Below are 16,042 nucleotides of genomic sequence, written 5' to 3' on the forward strand. Positions count from 1 at the left end.
CGAGGTGGCAACTGATGCAAAAACAAGAAGGTATATATGTGCAATTTTTAAATAAGATATGTAACAAAATTGGCAAAACTGGAATAAAAAACATTGAGCAACAATATGCTACAATTCTGGATAATCTTATAAACATGACATACAAAGATCATTTGACAAAACTATTTAACCGCCGATACTTTGAAGAAGAATTAGAAAAAGAAATGCATAGATTTGAGCGATATGGTTATATATTTTCTCTTTGCATGATGGACATAAATGGCTTTAAGCAAATAAATGATACACACGGACATCTAAAAGGCGATGAAATCTTAAAAGACTTTGCTGACATCTTGAGAAAAAATTCTCGCACAAGCGATATTTTGTGCAGGTGGGGTGGAGATGAGTTTGCTGTAATTTTGCCCCATACAACATTTAGCAAAATCGAACCCTATATCAAAAAAATCTTATCTGCGCTTAAAACACCAGAAGATGGTATTCTTATCAATACAGCAATAGGTGCAACATCTATAAGGTTAAACGATGACAAAGACTCTCTTCTAAAAAGAGCAGACGAAGCACTATATAAAGCTAAAAAGGACGAATCGCTATTTTACATACTATAGTTTTCTTTAAAAATTGTATAGATTGATCCTATCAAAACAGGAAACAGCACAAGCCAGCCAATAATTGAAAATGTTGCTAGTATCGCAAGAACAAAATAAATAATAAGTAAAAAAATAAGCGGTATTAAATTCTTCACACAAACAATAATGCTTTCTTTAATTGCTTTAAATACATTTAACTTTTGTATAGCAACAAATGGTATGGCAAGCATTAAGACAAAATTGACTACTATATCAACAAGCATGATAAAAGAAATTGGCGCGTAGTTTTTAGAATCTATATGCTTGAAGCTAGTAGCAACATCATTGATGTTTACAAACTGAACTAAAAAATAAGACACAACTAAACTGCATAGCAAAAAAATAATGCTTAACGTTATTAAATTTGATAAATTATTTGAAAACCCGTCAAATAGATTATCAAATGTTATTTTTTTAGATTTTTTTACATTATCAAAACTTATAAACACACCCGCTGTCAAAAGCAGCTGTATCACATACAAAAAAACTGATAAAACAAATATTTTCATTAAATATGAAACAACAATAGTAAGAAATATAAATAGAGTTTGAAACACAAAAATAAACCCAGCTTGCTTAAAAAGCTCAAAACCTTGCGAGAGCCAGCTAAACGCTTTTGATAACATATTTAAATTATACAATAAATTGATTAAGAATCAAGCTCATTCGACTTAAACCAATTATAAAAAAAATCGTTATCGTAATCAAAGATATGAGAAAAGTTAGCTAAAGTATTATTTATTGTAGCACCATCACACATTCCATTTATTCCATAGCCCCTTTCAATATTAAAAAAACAATCAATACCAGTAAAATTTTTAAAAAAACCATGATGAAATTCATGAGCGTGAATTTTTTTATCTTTTAAAAAGCTATCCTTGTTTTTTGCTGATAACACAGTATAACCATGACCCATAGGCTTTTTTGAAAGGTACGTATCCAGATTAAACACGCAGCACATTTTACCAATACTGCCGTTATAGCTTATGCTATTTGTCAAATACATCAAACCGCCACACTCAGCATAAATTGGCATACCATCTTCAGAAGCTTTTTTAATTTGACTTCTAAGTCTAAAATTGTTTCCTAATTGATTTAAAAACAACTCAGGAAATCCACCGCCTATATAAATAGCATCCGCATTTGGCAATTGTTCATCAAAAAGAGGTGAAAATTTTTTTATCTGTGCATCTAAAGCTTGCAAATTTTCTAGATTTTGATTGTAATAAAAATTAAACGCTTCATCAAAAGCAATGGCAATTGTTACTTTTTTATTAAGTTTCTTCGTTGAAGCTACATACTTATTAGCATAAAGATCTGGTGCTGTTTTAGCAATTTTGATAATTTCAGAAACATCAATATACTTTTCTAGCTCATAGGCAATCTCATCAATGAACTCTTGTTTTTGTTCTAGCTTAAGTGTAGATGATAGCCCTAGATGCCTTTGTGTAATAGATGCATCCTGCTGCGGTAAAACACCCAGAATAGGAATATCGACAAACTTTTTAATTGCTTCGATAAGCTTTTTTTCTTGGCGTGCAGATTGAACTTTATTTAATATGACCCCAGCCATTAAAACATCTTTATCAAAATTTATAAAACCGGAAAGCAAAGCAGCTATACTTCTTCCAAATTCACTCACATCAATAACAAGTATAACGGGTGTTTTAGTAATTTTAGCCAAACTAGCATTGCTTGTTCTTCCGTCTACATAAATATCATCAAACAAACCATGATTGCCTTCAATGAGGCAAAAATTACATTTATTTTGATCAACCTTATCCACAAAATAGTTATAAATTTTATCTTTTAGAAAGAAAAAATCTAAATTATAGCAATAATTTTTACTTGCGCATTCAAGCCACATGGGATCTATATAATCTGGACCTTTTTTGAACGTAAGAAGTTTGTATTTTTTAGATAATATACTTGAAAGCGCAATCGATAGTGTTGTCTTGCCAGAACTTTTTTTTATAGCGCTAATATAAAAACGCGGAACACTAATTTTTAGCATCGTTAAAAAACTTTTTTATTTCTATTTGCATGTTTTTAGTATCAATTTTTCTTAATTTACTAACTTTCTCAATTAGATTTTCTATGTTTTTTGGTAAACGTTGCATTAAATATGCTTTTAAAGCTTTTGAAACGGCTGGAGCTTTTGATGAAGTGTTTATTCCAATAACCAAATCTCCATCATGGATAATAGAACCAAAAATAAAACTACAATACTCTTTGCTATCTACGCTATTTACAAGTATATTTTTTTTGCTGCATATTTGAGAAATCCTTTTTTGCAGCTCTAAATCATCAACAGCAACAACCACTAAAAAATGGTCTTGCTGAATATCATTTTCATCGAACTGCTTGATTTTTAAGTCTATTTTCTTTGAAAAAAAAAGTTCTTTAATCTTTTCGTTTACTTTTTTAGCGATTACAGTTATTTTGGGATGAAAGGGCAGCAGAACTTCAACCTTTCTATAAGCAATATCCCCTGCCCCAATAATAACTACATTTTTATCTTTAAGATCCACAAAAATCGGAAAATAAGCCATAACTTACGTAAATATTATCTGCGCATCATCTGAAAATGTATAAAATTGTCCAACCGATATAATATCATCCACTTCAGGACAAAAATCTTCTTTTTTTACTCCCCACAGATCTACAGTAGCTCGGCATGCGTATATTTTGGCACCTGAGTCATGTATCATTTCTACAAATTCTCTGATTGTTGGAAAGTCGTACTTTTCCATTGCCTGCTTCATTGTTTCCATCGTTAGCTCTGGGTGTGTCTTGTTTATCAAAGGTAAGTTATCCATGGTAGATTCTATTATAGCATCTAAACCAAAAGAAGTAAAAAATAACATTACATCTATGCCTTCCATCCTTGCACCATTTGCCATAATAAGCCCAGGCAAAACTTCTTCAAAACCATTTCTTGATATAATTATTGATAATTTTTTTATCTTTCTTTCCATATTCTCCCTCCTTTTTTATGTTCTAACATATGCGTACCCATCAGCTTGGCGTTTAATAATCTCTAAAATACCAGCTTTTGTTATGCCTACTTCTTCAATTAAATCTTGTGCTTTTAGATTTAAATTGTTCAAAGAATTATTGCACATTAAAAACTGCACACCTAAATCGTGCAGTTTCTTTATATGGCTGTATATTTCTTGATCAAAATTATTTTTAACAAACAGCAGTGGACCCTTATAATTTGCCACAACCACTATATCGCATTGGTTTTTTGGGATTTCTTTAAGCAGGTTATTGATATTTCCTACTGCAATTTTAAGCGGCTCTACAGCATCAAGTTCAATGTGAAATAAAACTTTACACATATTAATTTCCTCCTTACAGCACGATTGCTGCGCTTACAAGCTGATGTATGCCGCCCACCCAGTCTCTTTCAAAGCCATACAATGGAAACATAGCGTAAAACTGCGTCTTGCATATTGCGCAGATCGTGGCAAAAAAGTTTACGTTGTTTTTATCCACAACGTCTTTAAAAGCCTGCATTCTTGGCATTACACCGTTTATGCGTGTTTGCATAATTTCATCTGTAAGCAAACCCGCACCTGCTCCGCAGCAAAATGTCTTTGCCTTTATTGCCCCTTCTTGCATATCTACAAAATTATTACATACGGCTTTAATTAGGTCTCTTGGTATGCTAAATTGGTCCCCTGGCTGAGTGCCCATACGTGAAGCCCTTGCTACGTTGCAAGGATCATGGTAGGTTGCTACTTTATCATCATTTGCACTCCTATCAACCTTAATTACACCATCCCTGATAAGTCCCAGCGTAAAATCGCAGATATGAGAAGGCTGCGGATATTTGGGGTCAAGAAAATCAAAGGGACCGTTCATTGTATTTGAGTAATTGTAAGCTGCTCTCCATGCGTGGCCACACTCACCTATAATAACCCTTTTTACCTTTAATCTTTTTGCTTCTTCCCAGATGCGTTTGTTAATTTCTTTAGTGTTTGTGTAGCTGCCTATAAACATACCGAAGTTTGCAGCCTCAGAAGCATAAGATGACAGTGTATAGCTGATACCTGCTTTGTAAAATACCTTTGCATAGCCAAACATTGACTCAACGTGCGGTATTGCAAAAAAATCAGCCGATGGCGGCACAAGCAGAACATCTGCGCCTTCTTCATCTATTGGTATTCTTATGTCTTTACCCGTTTCGTCTTTTAAATCCTCTTCAAATTCTGCTATTGTATTTTTTAGCGCATTCGCATCTATGCCTATGTTATTGCCCGTCCTATAGACTTGCGTTATAGTGTTTGTTGCATACTTTTCACCAACGCCTATTGAGTCCATAATTTCCCTTGCTGCCATTGTAATTTCTGCTGTATCTATCCCATATGGGCAAAAGTAAGAGCACCTCCTGCACTCAGAGCACTGGTAGAAGTAAGATTGCCATTGCTTTAAAACATGCTCGCTAAAAGGTTCTTTTGAGCCTTTTGAGCTAAATGGTGCAAAGTAATACCTATAAACTTTACGCATAAGCTCTGCTCTGCCAACAGGCGTATTATTAATATCACCACTGCCTAAAAAAAACTGGCATTTATCCGTACAGGCGCCGCACCTTACGCAGATATCCATGTATGTTTTTAAAGCTTTATTGTTATTCAAAAGCTCTTTGAAAATACCAACAGCTTTATCCTGCCAACCTTCTTGAAGTTTCTTAGGAAAACCCAGTGTTTCCATATCTTGTTCAAGGGCTGGAAAAGTAAACTCGGTAGCCTGATTGCCTTTTCTTAAAAGCTTCGGGGTTTCGATCTTTCCCGTTAGTTTATGAATATGATAGTGTTCTTTAGACATTTTACCCCCTTTTAAATCGTTAGCCTTGTAGTTTTTTCATCTGTATATCGATTTTCTCTAACATCATCATTCATAGACAATGTAGGGCTAAAAAATATACCAACAAAATGCATAATCTTACTAAACGGTATATAAGCAATAAGAAGCAAAACTAATGAATAGTGCAGTAGGAAAAATGGGTTGTGCGGTATGTCAACTGGTTGAAAAACAAACAGTTTGTTAAAAAATGCATCCAACTGCACAACGCTTTTTTCTAAAGCACTTGCTGGTTGGAATAATATTTCAGACAATCCTGCTATTGTGATAAGCATTAAAAGCACAAGTATAAAGTAATCTGACAGCACACTTATAAACTTCACCCTTTCTACAAATATTCGTCTAAAAAATAAGTAAATTAAGCTTACTAGCATCAGTGTACCAAACACAAGACCAATGGGCACAAGGAGATTGTACCAAGCAGGTGGGTTACCATTGTAAAAATCATACACATAGTGTCTTAAAACATGCTGAATTAAAACAATGGCTAAACTAATGTGAAATACATACCCACCAACCCACGTGCTTTTGTTTGATCGGTAGAGGCTTTTAAAGAAAAAAACTTCACCAAGCACCCTAAAAAACGCACCTGTTTTGGTCTTTGGAGCAGGCGTCAGCGGGATTTTTACAGGCATTGGCGTTTTTGCATATACAATAATTTTCCACACTATACCAATAATTAGGATAGCAAAAGCAGCGTATGTAAGAATAACGTATATAAAACTCACAAAATCAAGATTTCCCATTGCTTCCTCCAAAAAAAGGGTAAGAAAAGCTTTTTCTTACCCTTGAAAGCGTTTTTTATACACAGCCTGTTGGTTTTGATAAACCTGCGTACCTTACAAGCTGCCTTGCTGGTCCTTCCGGGAAAAGTACATAAATATATTTGTTGCCTTCCCTAACATTGGGCAAATTGCAAATTTCAGCAGTTTGCTTTGCAACAGCTCTAATTGAAGGTGCTACCTGATATTCTTTAAAGTATTCCCTTATGTAATCAATAAGCTTCAAGTGTTCTTCCTTTAACTCTATTCCATCCTGCTTTGCCATGAATTCTGCCAACTCTTTGCTCCAGTCTTCTTGATGCTGAATGTATCCTTCATCATCTATCTCTATTTTTTTGCCATTAAAATCTAAAAAAGCCATTTAAACCTCCTTTATTACATTTTTTCTATATAGCCGCACGGGCAGTTTTCAAAACACTTCATGCAGCCATCGCACGTTTCTAAATGAAACTCATAATGTTGACCCTTGGGCAGCTTTTTAACACCGCTGTGCGAACAATAAGTAAAACAGTTTCCGCAGTCAAAGCAAAGCCCACAGCTCATGCATCGCTTTGCCTCTTCTATAAATTCTTCCATGGACAAGCCGTTCATGAAAGGCTCAAAGTCTTTAATGCGCTCTATTGGATCTCTGAGTTTTCTTTCGTGACGCGGTTTTGCTTCGTATAAATCAAGGTGCATCTTATCAGATTCTATTACTTTTCTTGTATCTTTTTCTATAACCTTTTTACCTGTTAAATACTCAATCATGTTTACTGCTGCAGCAAAGCCATGCCCAATAGCTGTGGTTACATACATAAGCCTTGGACCTACTACATCACCGCCTGCAAATACTTTATCTTGACCTTCTACCTGATAATTATCTTTTATTTTAACAAATCCTTCGGATTGCCCAAGCAGCTTTTCCAAACCGCTGTAATCGGGCTTTTGGCCTACTGAGTAAATAAATGCATCGGCTTTTACCAAAAATGGTTCGCCTATATTTTCTACTTGTGCTGCATGGCCGCGTTCGTCTTTTGCACCTACTTTAATTTTTTGGAATTTAACACCTGTTAGTTTACCATTTTCACTTACAAGCTCCACAGGCACCGTTGCAAATTGGAATGTTATACCTTCTTCGTAGGCATCAATAGCCTCTCTTGAGGCTTTTTTATCAAAAGTCTCTTTGTCTGGCACGGTTCTTCTGTAGGCAAATGTTACGTTTGCGCCCCATCTTTTGCTTATCATTGCAGCATCTGCTGCGGTATCTGCGCCAACTACTACCACATCTTTGCCAATATCTATGCGTTCGCCTTTGGCAAAATGGTATAAAAATTCAAGGCCACTGTAGACACCTTTTATATTATCGATATTTTCCAAGTTGGGTTTTTCTGGTTTGTATGCGCCAGTCGCCACATATATGCAGTCAAATTCCTTTTTTAGATCTTCAATGCCTATATCTTTGCCTACAGCTTTGCCGTATTTAATGTCTACGCCTAAATCTACAATCCTTTGTATTTCAGCGCTGACAATTTCTTTTGGCAGTCTAAAATTAGGTATACCGTAGTAGAGCAAACCGCCTGGCTTTTCTTCTTTTTCAAATATTGTTACTTTTACACCTCTTCTTGCTAGATGGTACGCACAAGACAAACCAGACGGACCAGAGCCGATTACAGCCACTTTTGCATCGTATGTTTCATCAAGCTTTTTTAGAGGCAGTTTATTTTGAACTGCAAAATCTCCAATAAACATTTCACTAGCGTTGATATTTACAGCGCTGTCTTTATCCTTTCTATTGCACCTTGACTCGCAAGGATGCGGGCAAATTCTACCTGTAGTTGCAGGCATGGAGTTTGTTTGAGCTATAATGTAGAAAGCGCCTTCTAAGGCTTCCTCGTATGTTCTACCGTAATCTTGCGCTTGCGCAATGTACTGTAAAAACTCCCTTACCTGTTCGCCATTTGGACAGGTATCAGAACAAGGCGGGCGCTTTTCTACATAAATGGGCCTATCTGATGAATACTCTGTACCACTTGGTTTGCTAAAACTCTTTATACTTTTTTTAACCTTCACTACAGCCATAAAAGCTCCTTATTGTGTTTGATCTTCCGGCAAAGCCAGAAAGCTTCCTCCCGCATATCCATAAATCAGTTCTCCGCTATCTGTAAGCTCTTTGATAGCGGCTTTTGCGTCTTTTCTTGTTATATTTTCACTTTGAAAGTTTTGCTCAATCTCTCTTTCTAGATCAAGAGGCTTGAATCTTTTTTTACCGTGATATTCTTTCACTAAATTAACAGTAAAAGCCTTTATTTTTTGTTTTTGCTCGTCAGTCATAGCAGGCCTCCTTACAATCTTGCATAGTTAGAGTAATTCATTGTTGCTTCGCCTAACCTAAAGTCATCAATATGATACTTTGTAAATTCAAAGCCCGTTATCTTAAAGAACTTTGGCCAACCTATCCTTTCGATCCATTCTGAAACACGCTCGCCTCTTCTTGCGCCATCTTTATAAGCCTCTAATATAGTCCTTACAGCCTCTATAACCTCTGGCCATCTTGGTGGATTGTTTGGAAGCCATGGCACGGCAAGCTTTGAGAAAGTTGGCTTGGTTCTTGCGTTTGCAACTTTGCCTCCAACAAATATTGCCAAACCATCATTTAGAGGATCGGCTATTGGAAGCGCGGGGCATACGGTATAGCAGTTACCGCAAAAGACGCATCTATCTTCATCAATCTCAACAGAAGGCTTACCGTTTATCGTTTTTGGCCTTACTGCATCTACGGGGCATGCTGCTATCGTGCTTGGTATTTCGCATAAATCCTTCACCCTATCTGCCATAACAGTTGGCGGTCTTCTGTGCATACCTACAATTGCAATATCTGAAGCACCCACAGATCCACACATATTAAGGCAGCATGCAAATGCCATTCTTACCTTTGCTGGTAGTTTATCTCCAACAAAATAATCATAAAACTCATCCATCAGCGCTTTAACTACGCCTGATGCATCGCTTGCTGATGTGTGGCAGTGCAGCCAGCCTTGTGTATGAACAATATTGCCCAAAGAATGGTCCATCCCGCCTACAGGAAAACCAAGCGCCTGTACTTCTTTAATCAAAGGTTCAATATTTTCTTCTTTGTCAAGAAGAAACTCTAGGTTGTTTCTTGTTGTAAATCTCAAATAGCCATTGCAGTACTTATCAGCTAAATTCGATATATCCCTTACAAAATCACTGCTTACTATTCTGGTTGAGCCTACCCTTACGGTGTAGAGTTTATCTTTCGTTTCTGATACATGCACCATAACGCCAGGCTTTAGTATCTCATGGTAAAGCCATTTGCCGTAGTTTTTCTTTATTATTGGCGGCAAAAAGTTTTCGTAGTTAGGCGGACCAATATCTGTAATCCTTACTGTTCCTTTATCTACATCTGGCATAGTTTAACCCTCCTTACTCTCTTCTTCTTCATCTGCTACTAAATATTCTTCAAATTTAATAAATGGGTTTGCCCTTGGATGTTCTACCATTTCAGGCAGCGGTTCAAGTTCGATTGCCTCAAGGAAATTACCTACCCCTACCCTTTGGATCAGCTCTCCAATACGCTCCCTGCTTGTCCCATACTCATCCCAAAAATCCCAGATCTTCTGAATCAAGTCTTTTAAGAAAGTGTAGTCCTCTTCTTTGTCTTTGTTAATATCGTAGAAAGGCACCAATATAAAGCCTAATCTGGGTCCCTGTACCATCGGTACTTTTGCACCTATTCTAATTTGAGCACCCTTTTGCAAACCTGGCCTTAGAGCCTTTGGCATGGAGTTTATGCAGTGCATGCATTTAACACAGTTTGAATCATCGATCGTTAGCTTGTCATCTGTATAATCCATACAGTGCGTTGGACACTTGTCTACAACGTATTTTTTAATATCAAACTTCTTTGCATATTCTGCAACCTGGTCTTGGTCAATCCTAATATTATCTTTCCATACTCCAACTATTGATAAATCCGACCTTGCGCCAGATGCTATACAGTCATTTGGGCAACCAGCACATTTGATTTTAAATTTATAGTTGAATGTAGGCCTGTGCATTTCGTTTTGGAATTCTCTTGTCAAGTTGTCTGTTACATGCAGTGTGTCGTAGTTTGCCCATTCACAACGAGCCGGACCTACACAGCAGCTTGGAGTTCTTAGTGCTGAGCCGCTACCACCAAGGTCAAAACCTAACTGTGCGCATTTTTGGAATAATTCTTCTGCTTCTTTCTGTTTAAAACCAAGAATTTGGATATCGCCCGTTGAACCATGAAAGTTAAATAAACCACCTGCGTGTTCATCGCATATATCAGCAAGCTTTCGTAAAACATCCGAGGTGTAGAAAAAACCTTCAATCTGATTTATTCTTGCTGTATGGTATTCTTGAGTTCCAGGGAAATCTTCAGGGGAATCAGAAAACCTGCCAACTATACCAGCTCCATAACCCTTAACACCTGCCATGCCGCCATGTTTCCAATGCGGAATATGATCCCTATAAGACTTTTCCAACAGACCAATCAGATCATCTGTCCTTGGGCTTTTCTGCGCAGCCCTCTCAAGCTCTTTAACAAAACTCGGCCATTTGCCCTCTTTTAGATCGTCTAAAAGTGGCGTTTTGTGTTTTGTACCTGCCATATAAAACCTCCTTTAAGAGTAATGGTACTTAAAATACATAACCAATTCAGAAGAATAATTATGTTATATACAAATCTAGATACTAATACAAAAAAAGTCAATACAAAACAATAAGTCAAAGTGATTTTTTATTTTTTGTGGTTTTATTCTTTTATTACAGCAAAACCACAAATGTTACTTAATAAGTTAAAATTATTATAATATAATTTTTTATTATAAATATTGATTTTTCTATAAATTTATATAACAAAATTATATTATAAGTGAAACTTTAAAAATTACCAATTAGAAATAAATATCTTTTATTTAAAAAAATGTAATATATGCGGAATATTTTGTTTAAAATTCAACCTGTCAAATATGCAAATATTGGCAAGATGATTTGAAACTAATTTAGAGGTATCTTTGTTTTGTGTCAAAATAAGCTTATCTTTTAAGCTTATTTCGCCGTATATTTCGACAAAATCGTACAATTGTTCTACATCGTTAAAGTAAATCATATCAAAAGACGGAAGCCCTTTTTGTTTATACATACGAGCATCTAACTTTATTTTAAATATCTTATTATTATTGCTTAAAGTTTTTGGTAAATCTACGCAACAATCGTGCCCATAAACAAAACATATATTAAAATTAGACAAACTATCAACATCTTTGGTACATTGCAACCCATAATGTCTAAAAAAATCAAAAACATCATCGTTTTCAGTTATAAGCATTGGAAGCGCTCTGATGTCTATTTTTTGTTCAAATAAAGATTCAATTATAGCTTGAGCTATTTTTATATTAGAGATCGCGATAGCTTGAAAATTTATTATCTTTTCTAACGCTTCTTTATTAATATTGTATTTAATATTTAAATCATATATAAGCGGATTGGCGCCAACATCTTTAAAGTTAAAGCACAATTCATCATCAACTGGACTTGGAAGCAAAACTTTTTTATCTTGGAGTAAACCACTCTTTCTATAATAAAAATTAGAAATTTCTCCTACAATAAAAATACCTGGAGGATTATCAAAAAATAACTGATCCTTCAGATCGTTGATTTTGCTTGTTATGTCTGATAGTGTACCTCTTACTTCAAACTCTTTATCTGTTCCAATATTAAAAGCCAATGCTACTTTTGTTTGAGGTGGATAACCTTCTTTAATTAACGAACTACTAATTTTCCCTATCACCCTAACACCCATAAAAAATATCAATGGTAGATTAACAAATTCATTTTTGCTAAATTCAGCTGTTGCTCCTTTGTGTTTAATAGCAGACAAAACACAAAAGCCCCTATTTATCTCTCTGCGTGTTAATATTATACCGCTTTTTAGAGATAAAGCATTTATAGTACTTATTCCGGGTATGATATTAAAATTTATTTTTAAGTCTTCTAATACTTCAATCTCCTCTGCAAGCCTGCCAAAAATTGACGGATCGCCTCCTTTCAGCCTCCCAACTCTAAAACCCATCCTAACATATTTACTTATTAAATCTGTTATTTTATTTTGGTTTAGTTTGTGGTGCTCACATCTTTTGCCAACATCTATTAATATTGCATTTTCTGGTAGAAAATCCAGCAGAGAATGATCCATTAGGTTATCAAACAGGCATACCTCCAAATTTTTTATTGTGTAAATGGCTTCTTGCGTGGCATATTTTTTGTCACCAACACCCGCACCTATAAAGTAAACACTTTTTATAAAGAATTGACGTAAAAAAAGAAAACGCTCATCTTTGTTTCTAAAAACTACACAACTTGAACCTTCGAAGAATGGTTTTTGTAAATCAATAATTTTAACTTTTTCTATATTAAAGCTACTGATCGCTTTATTCAAAAAACAGCCCGGCAACATAATTACATCAAAATCTTCCAATAATTCATTTATATTTTTGAATTCTTTTATAAAAAAAATATCTGCACCCTTGAAGCGATCCTTACAATAAATCCATTGATTAGTTGTTAATACACCTATTTTATAGTATGGAAGATCCTTTTTTTTATAGATTAAAGCATCAAAGTCGCAATTTTCATACATATTTATAAAGAACCAATCTAGAAATTCTGATTCTAAAGCTGTACAGTGTTTAGCATCAATAATGGCGCAATCAATGGATTTTTCGTGTATAAGAGGAATTATTTGTTCTAAGTTTGTAAAAACTTGAAAATTGAAGTTTAAATCAACAAACTTACCAAAAGAATCTAATCTATCTTTTACATAGCTGATTTTATAAGGATTAGCCAAGCTAATAAAACTTTTTACCTCCATAAAACAATTTTTATCATATTAATTTTTTTTAGTCAAACTTAAAGGAGGCTTTTAGCCTCCTTTGCAATTACTTATCTGGTGTAAGCCACACCCAAAGTGCTAATATCCACCCGATAACTCCACATCCTACTAAATAAACAACCGAACCTGTCATTTGTTACCTCCTAAAACGGCCCCTGCATATGAAGTGGCATAGACCATAGTATTGCTGGTATCGCAAAAGTATACAAAGCCGCAAATGTTACTACCCAGCCAACTAATTTTTCGTTCATCCTGCCCTGCATTAATAAACCAGCCAGGTTCATAGCCACAAACCACACAAAAGCAATAGAAAAATGGTATACCCACCTGCCGCCAATGGGTAAGTCGTACGTTAACCAAAACAAAGCATACGCTAAAGTAAGCCACCCAATTAAAATAGCAATTCCGCCCAAAGATTTTTTAGGCAATGAGAATATCTCAAGTATTCCCAAAACAGTAAAAAAGAATGCATACATGCCAGCAAGGCCTGTTACAAAATTTGTAATAAATCCTAGGCCTTGGGCAGAAATCATTGCAATTAAAAAAGGCCACCACATTAAACCAACTACTAAAGTAATGACTCCTACTGTCTTCTCGTTTGCCTTTTTTCTTTCGGGATCCAAATGCATAAAACCCTGAGACAATAAAGCAAACGCACCTAAATAAATAATTGGGGCAATCCATTTGCCAACAGGCGCTGGAACACCTTGACTTGCATTTGCAAAACCACAAAACACTAGCAACACTGCTGCACATAAAAAAAATACTCTAATACCACGAAAAGAATAAGTTTTTTGACTCATACCGAGTCACCTCCTTAAATAAGAAATAATTAATTGCTTTCTAATCTAAGTTACTTTCTAATTGTATAATTTAGTAATATTATTTTATTTGTCAAGAAAAATATTTAATATTTTGGTAAAATATTTATTAGTATTTCTAATCTTTTTCACATTGAATTTTTTATTATATTAACAGGAATTTTAATTAATTTTTTTTGAAACATATTATAAATCAAATTAAAAAATTATTACAAATGATGCCTGTATTATTTCTTATTTCTTTGTATTTTAATCTTGACTTTTTTAGTAATATTTTATATATTTAGTTTATGAATATCATTTCAAGGGAAGTAGATTATGCTATAAGGATTTTGAGTTTACTGTCACATATCGAAAAAACTACAGTGGATGAAATAAGTAAAATACTATATATACCAAAACCATTTGCACATAAAATCGTAAACAAACTTGTTAGAAAAAATTACCTTATATCTTCTCAAGGAAGAGGAGGATATATTGAATTCAATAAAGAATTAAACATTAATAAAATAAGCGTTCTTGATATAATAAAAGACCTTGATGGCTATAAGCATGTAAATCTATGCACAGATAACCCAGAAGCTTGCGAGCTTAACCCATATTGTTCATTCACATACCATCTACAAAAATTAGAACTTTGCATAAACAAAGCTTTAAACGACTTAAAATTAAAAGATATAATTTTTAAAATTTAAGGAGGTAGGGTTTATGGATGTTGAGTTGCTATCAAGGATACAGTTTGGTTTAACTGCGGGTTTTCACTTTATTTATCCGCCGCTAACTATAGGTTTAGGTGTTTTAATTGCAATTATAGAGTTTATGTACCTTAAAACCAACGATGAAATTTACAGAAAAATGGCGGATTTCTGGGCGAAACTATTTGCTATTAACTTTGTCATCGGCGTTGCCACAGGAATTGTAATGGAGTTTGAATTTGGTACAAACTGGTCAAATTATGCAAGGTTTGTGGGTGATATTTTCGGTTCACCTTTGGCTGCAGAAGGTGTTTTTGCATTTTTCTTAGAAAGTACATTTTTAGGTTTGTATTTAGTTGGTAAAAACAGGCTCTCAAGATTTATGAGATTTTTTTCTTTTTTAATGGTTGCTTTTGGTTCAACGCTGTCTGCCCTTTGGATATTAATTGCAAACTCATGGCAGCAAACCCCAGCGGGCTATAAAGTAGAAGGTGGCAGAGCAGTTTTAACAAACTTTTGGGCAGCGGTTTTTAACCCCACAATGCCTTCTATGTATTTACATACAGTAGATGCCTCTTTTATTACTGGCGCAATGTTTATGGCAGGCGTTAGCGCATATTTTTTAATTAAAGGTAAGAATTTAGAGTTAGCAAAAAGATCGCTTAAATTAGCCGTTGTTTTCGGCGTAATCGTATCGATTTTGCAATTATTCCCATTTGGCGATGAAAGTGCAAGGGTCGTTGCAAAAACACAACCAGAAAAACTAGCATCATTTGAAGGTCTTTTTAAAACGCAAAGCAAGGCGCCATTGTTAGTTTTCGGGGTACCTGATCCTTCGCAAAATAAAATGCTTGTAGAAGTTTCTATACCGGGTGCATTAAGCTATCTTGCAGATCATAATGTTAATGCTGTTGTAAAAGGTATTGATGCATTTCCAAAAGACGATTTGCCCCCTATGACACTAACATTTTATTCTTTTCACTTAATGGTGGCTTTGGGTACATTATTTATACTAACTTTTTTAGTAGGTATTTACTTACTCTACAAGAAAAAAATTTATACTACAAAGCCTTTCTTAACAGTTTTGTGGGCTTTTATACCTCTGCCATACATTGCAAATGAGCTTGGCTGGATTACAACAGAAGTAGGTAGACAACCCTGGGCTGTCTACGGTTTACTTAGAACAAAAGATGCGTTTAGTCCACTGCCTGCTGGTGATGTGTGGTTTTCATTAATAGGGTTTACTCTAGTTTATGCAGTTTTGTTTGGAGTATTTTTGTATTTAACCATACATACCGTAAAATCATTTAAAATGGATTAAGGGAGGCTTAAG

17 protein-coding genes are annotated in these 16,042 nt (G+C 34.8%); 3 read left to right on the plus strand and 14 right to left on the minus strand.

The window, feature by feature from the left end:
• Nucleotides 1-14: 14 nt before the first annotated feature.
• The gene (locus DESAMIL20_RS07020) at nucleotides 15-605 is read left to right on the plus strand and encodes a GGDEF domain-containing protein (RefSeq protein WP_086034103.1); all 591 of its coding nucleotides are present in this window, start codon (nucleotides 15-17) and stop codon (nucleotides 603-605) included.
• Here DESAMIL20_RS07020 and DESAMIL20_RS07025 read toward each other — a convergent pair.
• From DESAMIL20_RS07025 to DESAMIL20_RS07090, 14 genes are all read right to left on the minus strand, one after another.
• Nucleotides 593-1,252, minus strand: coding sequence for a hypothetical protein (locus DESAMIL20_RS07025; RefSeq protein WP_086034104.1), 660 nt, complete (start codon nucleotides 1,250-1,252; stop codon nucleotides 593-595). The two genes, DESAMIL20_RS07020 and DESAMIL20_RS07025, sit on opposite strands and share 13 nt — an antisense overlap.
• A gap of 23 nt (nucleotides 1,253-1,275) precedes the next feature.
• The gene (locus DESAMIL20_RS07030; RefSeq protein WP_086034106.1) at nucleotides 1,276-2,640 is read right to left on the minus strand and encodes a cobyrinic acid a,c-diamide synthase CobB; all 1,365 of its coding nucleotides are present in this window, start codon (nucleotides 2,638-2,640) and stop codon (nucleotides 1,276-1,278) included.
• Nucleotides 2,627-3,178 carry a precorrin-2 dehydrogenase/sirohydrochlorin ferrochelatase family protein gene (locus tag DESAMIL20_RS07035; protein ID WP_086034107.1) on the minus strand — a complete coding sequence of 184 codons (552 nt, stop codon included), beginning with the start codon at nucleotides 3,176-3,178 and terminating at the stop codon, nucleotides 2,627-2,629. The genes DESAMIL20_RS07030 and DESAMIL20_RS07035 overlap by 14 nt, the downstream gene beginning before the upstream one ends.
• Nucleotides 3,179-3,181: 3 nt before the next feature.
• The gene (locus DESAMIL20_RS07040) at nucleotides 3,182-3,604 is read right to left on the minus strand and encodes a DsrE/DsrF/DrsH-like family protein (RefSeq protein WP_086034109.1); all 423 of its coding nucleotides are present in this window, start codon (nucleotides 3,602-3,604) and stop codon (nucleotides 3,182-3,184) included.
• A gap of 15 nt (nucleotides 3,605-3,619) precedes the next feature.
• Entirely contained in the window at nucleotides 3,620-3,970 is a 351-nt protein-coding gene (locus DESAMIL20_RS07045; RefSeq protein ID WP_086034111.1) for a DsrE family protein, read from the minus strand.
• A 13-nt stretch (nucleotides 3,971-3,983) separates the two neighbouring features.
• Nucleotides 3,984-5,459 carry a sulfate reduction electron transfer complex DsrMKJOP subunit DsrK gene (gene dsrK, locus DESAMIL20_RS07050; protein WP_086034112.1) on the minus strand — a complete coding sequence of 492 codons (1,476 nt, stop codon included), beginning with the start codon at nucleotides 5,457-5,459 and terminating at the stop codon, nucleotides 3,984-3,986.
• 11 nt (nucleotides 5,460-5,470) lie between these two features.
• Nucleotides 5,471-6,241: a respiratory nitrate reductase subunit gamma gene (locus tag DESAMIL20_RS07055; protein ID WP_086034113.1), complete on the minus strand. Its 771-nt coding sequence runs from the start codon at nucleotides 6,239-6,241 to the stop codon at nucleotides 5,471-5,473.
• A gap of 55 nt (nucleotides 6,242-6,296) precedes the next feature.
• Nucleotides 6,297-6,638: a TusE/DsrC/DsvC family sulfur relay protein gene (locus tag DESAMIL20_RS07060; RefSeq protein WP_086034114.1), complete on the minus strand. Its 342-nt coding sequence runs from the start codon at nucleotides 6,636-6,638 to the stop codon at nucleotides 6,297-6,299.
• A gap of 14 nt (nucleotides 6,639-6,652) precedes the next feature.
• Nucleotides 6,653-8,335, minus strand: a complete 1,683-nt coding sequence (locus DESAMIL20_RS07065) for an NAD(P)-binding protein (protein WP_086034116.1) — start codon at nucleotides 8,333-8,335, stop codon at nucleotides 6,653-6,655.
• A 9-nt stretch (nucleotides 8,336-8,344) separates the two neighbouring features.
• Complete coding sequence (locus DESAMIL20_RS07070; RefSeq protein ID WP_086034118.1) at nucleotides 8,345-8,587, minus strand: hypothetical protein; 243 nt, start codon at nucleotides 8,585-8,587, stop codon at nucleotides 8,345-8,347.
• Between the two features lie 11 nt (nucleotides 8,588-8,598).
• Nucleotides 8,599-9,687 (minus strand): dissimilatory-type sulfite reductase subunit beta, encoded by a 1,089-nt coding sequence (dsrB, locus tag DESAMIL20_RS07075; protein WP_086034120.1) that lies wholly within the window; start codon nucleotides 9,685-9,687, stop codon nucleotides 8,599-8,601.
• A gap of 3 nt (nucleotides 9,688-9,690) precedes the next feature.
• Nucleotides 9,691-10,911 (minus strand): dissimilatory-type sulfite reductase subunit alpha, encoded by a 1,221-nt coding sequence (gene dsrA, locus DESAMIL20_RS07080; protein WP_086034121.1) that lies wholly within the window; start codon nucleotides 10,909-10,911, stop codon nucleotides 9,691-9,693.
• A 302-nt stretch (nucleotides 10,912-11,213) separates the two neighbouring features.
• On the minus strand, nucleotides 11,214-13,172 hold the full coding sequence (locus tag DESAMIL20_RS07085) for a uroporphyrinogen-III C-methyltransferase (RefSeq protein ID WP_086034123.1): 1,959 nt from the start codon (nucleotides 13,170-13,172) through the stop codon (nucleotides 11,214-11,216).
• Between the two features lie 164 nt (nucleotides 13,173-13,336).
• Nucleotides 13,337-13,996 (minus strand): hypothetical protein, encoded by a 660-nt coding sequence (locus tag DESAMIL20_RS07090; protein WP_086034125.1) that lies wholly within the window; start codon nucleotides 13,994-13,996, stop codon nucleotides 13,337-13,339.
• A 308-nt stretch (nucleotides 13,997-14,304) separates the two neighbouring features.
• Here DESAMIL20_RS07090 and DESAMIL20_RS07095 point away from each other — a divergent pair, with 308 nt between their 5' ends.
• Complete coding sequence (locus DESAMIL20_RS07095) at nucleotides 14,305-14,709, plus strand: RrF2 family transcriptional regulator (protein ID WP_086034126.1); 405 nt, start codon at nucleotides 14,305-14,307, stop codon at nucleotides 14,707-14,709.
• Between the two features lie 13 nt (nucleotides 14,710-14,722).
• On the plus strand, nucleotides 14,723-16,030 hold the full coding sequence (locus tag DESAMIL20_RS07100) for a cytochrome ubiquinol oxidase subunit I (protein WP_086034128.1): 1,308 nt from the start codon (nucleotides 14,723-14,725) through the stop codon (nucleotides 16,028-16,030).
• The last annotated feature ends 12 nt before the right edge of the window (nucleotides 16,031-16,042 follow it).

It is taken from the genome of Desulfurella amilsii, from assembly GCF_002119425.1.
In the GTDB taxonomy this organism is placed as follows: Bacteria; Campylobacterota_A; Desulfurellia; order Desulfurellales; family Desulfurellaceae; genus Desulfurella; species Desulfurella amilsii.

Bases quoted from the DNA above. Each gene is read 5' to 3' on its own strand.
- DESAMIL20_RS07100 (WP_086034128.1), top strand. From the start codon at position 14,723: ATGGATGTTGAGTTGCTATCAAGGATACAGTTTGGTTTAACTGCGGGT.
- DESAMIL20_RS07095 (WP_086034126.1), top strand. From the start codon at position 14,305: ATGAATATCATTTCAAGGGAAGTAGATTATGCTATAAGGATTTTGAGT.
- DESAMIL20_RS07060 (WP_086034114.1), bottom strand. From the start codon at position 6,638: ATGGCTTTTTTAGATTTTAATGGCAAAAAAATAGAGATAGATGATGAA.
- DESAMIL20_RS07070 (WP_086034118.1), bottom strand. From the start codon at position 8,587: ATGACTGACGAGCAAAAACAAAAAATAAAGGCTTTTACTGTTAATTTA.
- DESAMIL20_RS07085 (WP_086034123.1), bottom strand. From the start codon at position 13,172: ATGGAGGTAAAAAGTTTTATTAGCTTGGCTAATCCTTATAAAATCAGC.
- DESAMIL20_RS07055 (WP_086034113.1), bottom strand. From the start codon at position 6,241: ATGGGAAATCTTGATTTTGTGAGTTTTATATACGTTATTCTTACATAC.
- dsrB (WP_086034120.1), bottom strand. From the start codon at position 9,687: ATGCCAGATGTAGATAAAGGAACAGTAAGGATTACAGATATTGGTCCG.
- dsrA (WP_086034121.1), bottom strand. From the start codon at position 10,911: ATGGCAGGTACAAAACACAAAACGCCACTTTTAGACGATCTAAAAGAG.
- DESAMIL20_RS07025 (WP_086034104.1), bottom strand. From the start codon at position 1,252: ATGTTATCAAAAGCGTTTAGCTGGCTCTCGCAAGGTTTTGAGCTTTTT.
- DESAMIL20_RS07035 (WP_086034107.1), bottom strand. From the start codon at position 3,178: ATGGCTTATTTTCCGATTTTTGTGGATCTTAAAGATAAAAATGTAGTT.
- DESAMIL20_RS07045 (WP_086034111.1), bottom strand. From the start codon at position 3,970: ATGTGTAAAGTTTTATTTCACATTGAACTTGATGCTGTAGAGCCGCTT.
- DESAMIL20_RS07020 (WP_086034103.1), top strand. From the start codon at position 15: ATGCAAAAACAAGAAGGTATATATGTGCAATTTTTAAATAAGATATGT.
- DESAMIL20_RS07030 (WP_086034106.1), bottom strand. From the start codon at position 2,640: ATGCTAAAAATTAGTGTTCCGCGTTTTTATATTAGCGCTATAAAAAAA.
- dsrK (WP_086034112.1), bottom strand. From the start codon at position 5,459: ATGTCTAAAGAACACTATCATATTCATAAACTAACGGGAAAGATCGAA.
- DESAMIL20_RS07090 (WP_086034125.1), bottom strand. From the start codon at position 13,996: ATGAGTCAAAAAACTTATTCTTTTCGTGGTATTAGAGTATTTTTTTTA.
- DESAMIL20_RS07065 (WP_086034116.1), bottom strand. From the start codon at position 8,335: ATGGCTGTAGTGAAGGTTAAAAAAAGTATAAAGAGTTTTAGCAAACCA.
- DESAMIL20_RS07040 (WP_086034109.1), bottom strand. From the start codon at position 3,604: ATGGAAAGAAAGATAAAAAAATTATCAATAATTATATCAAGAAATGGT.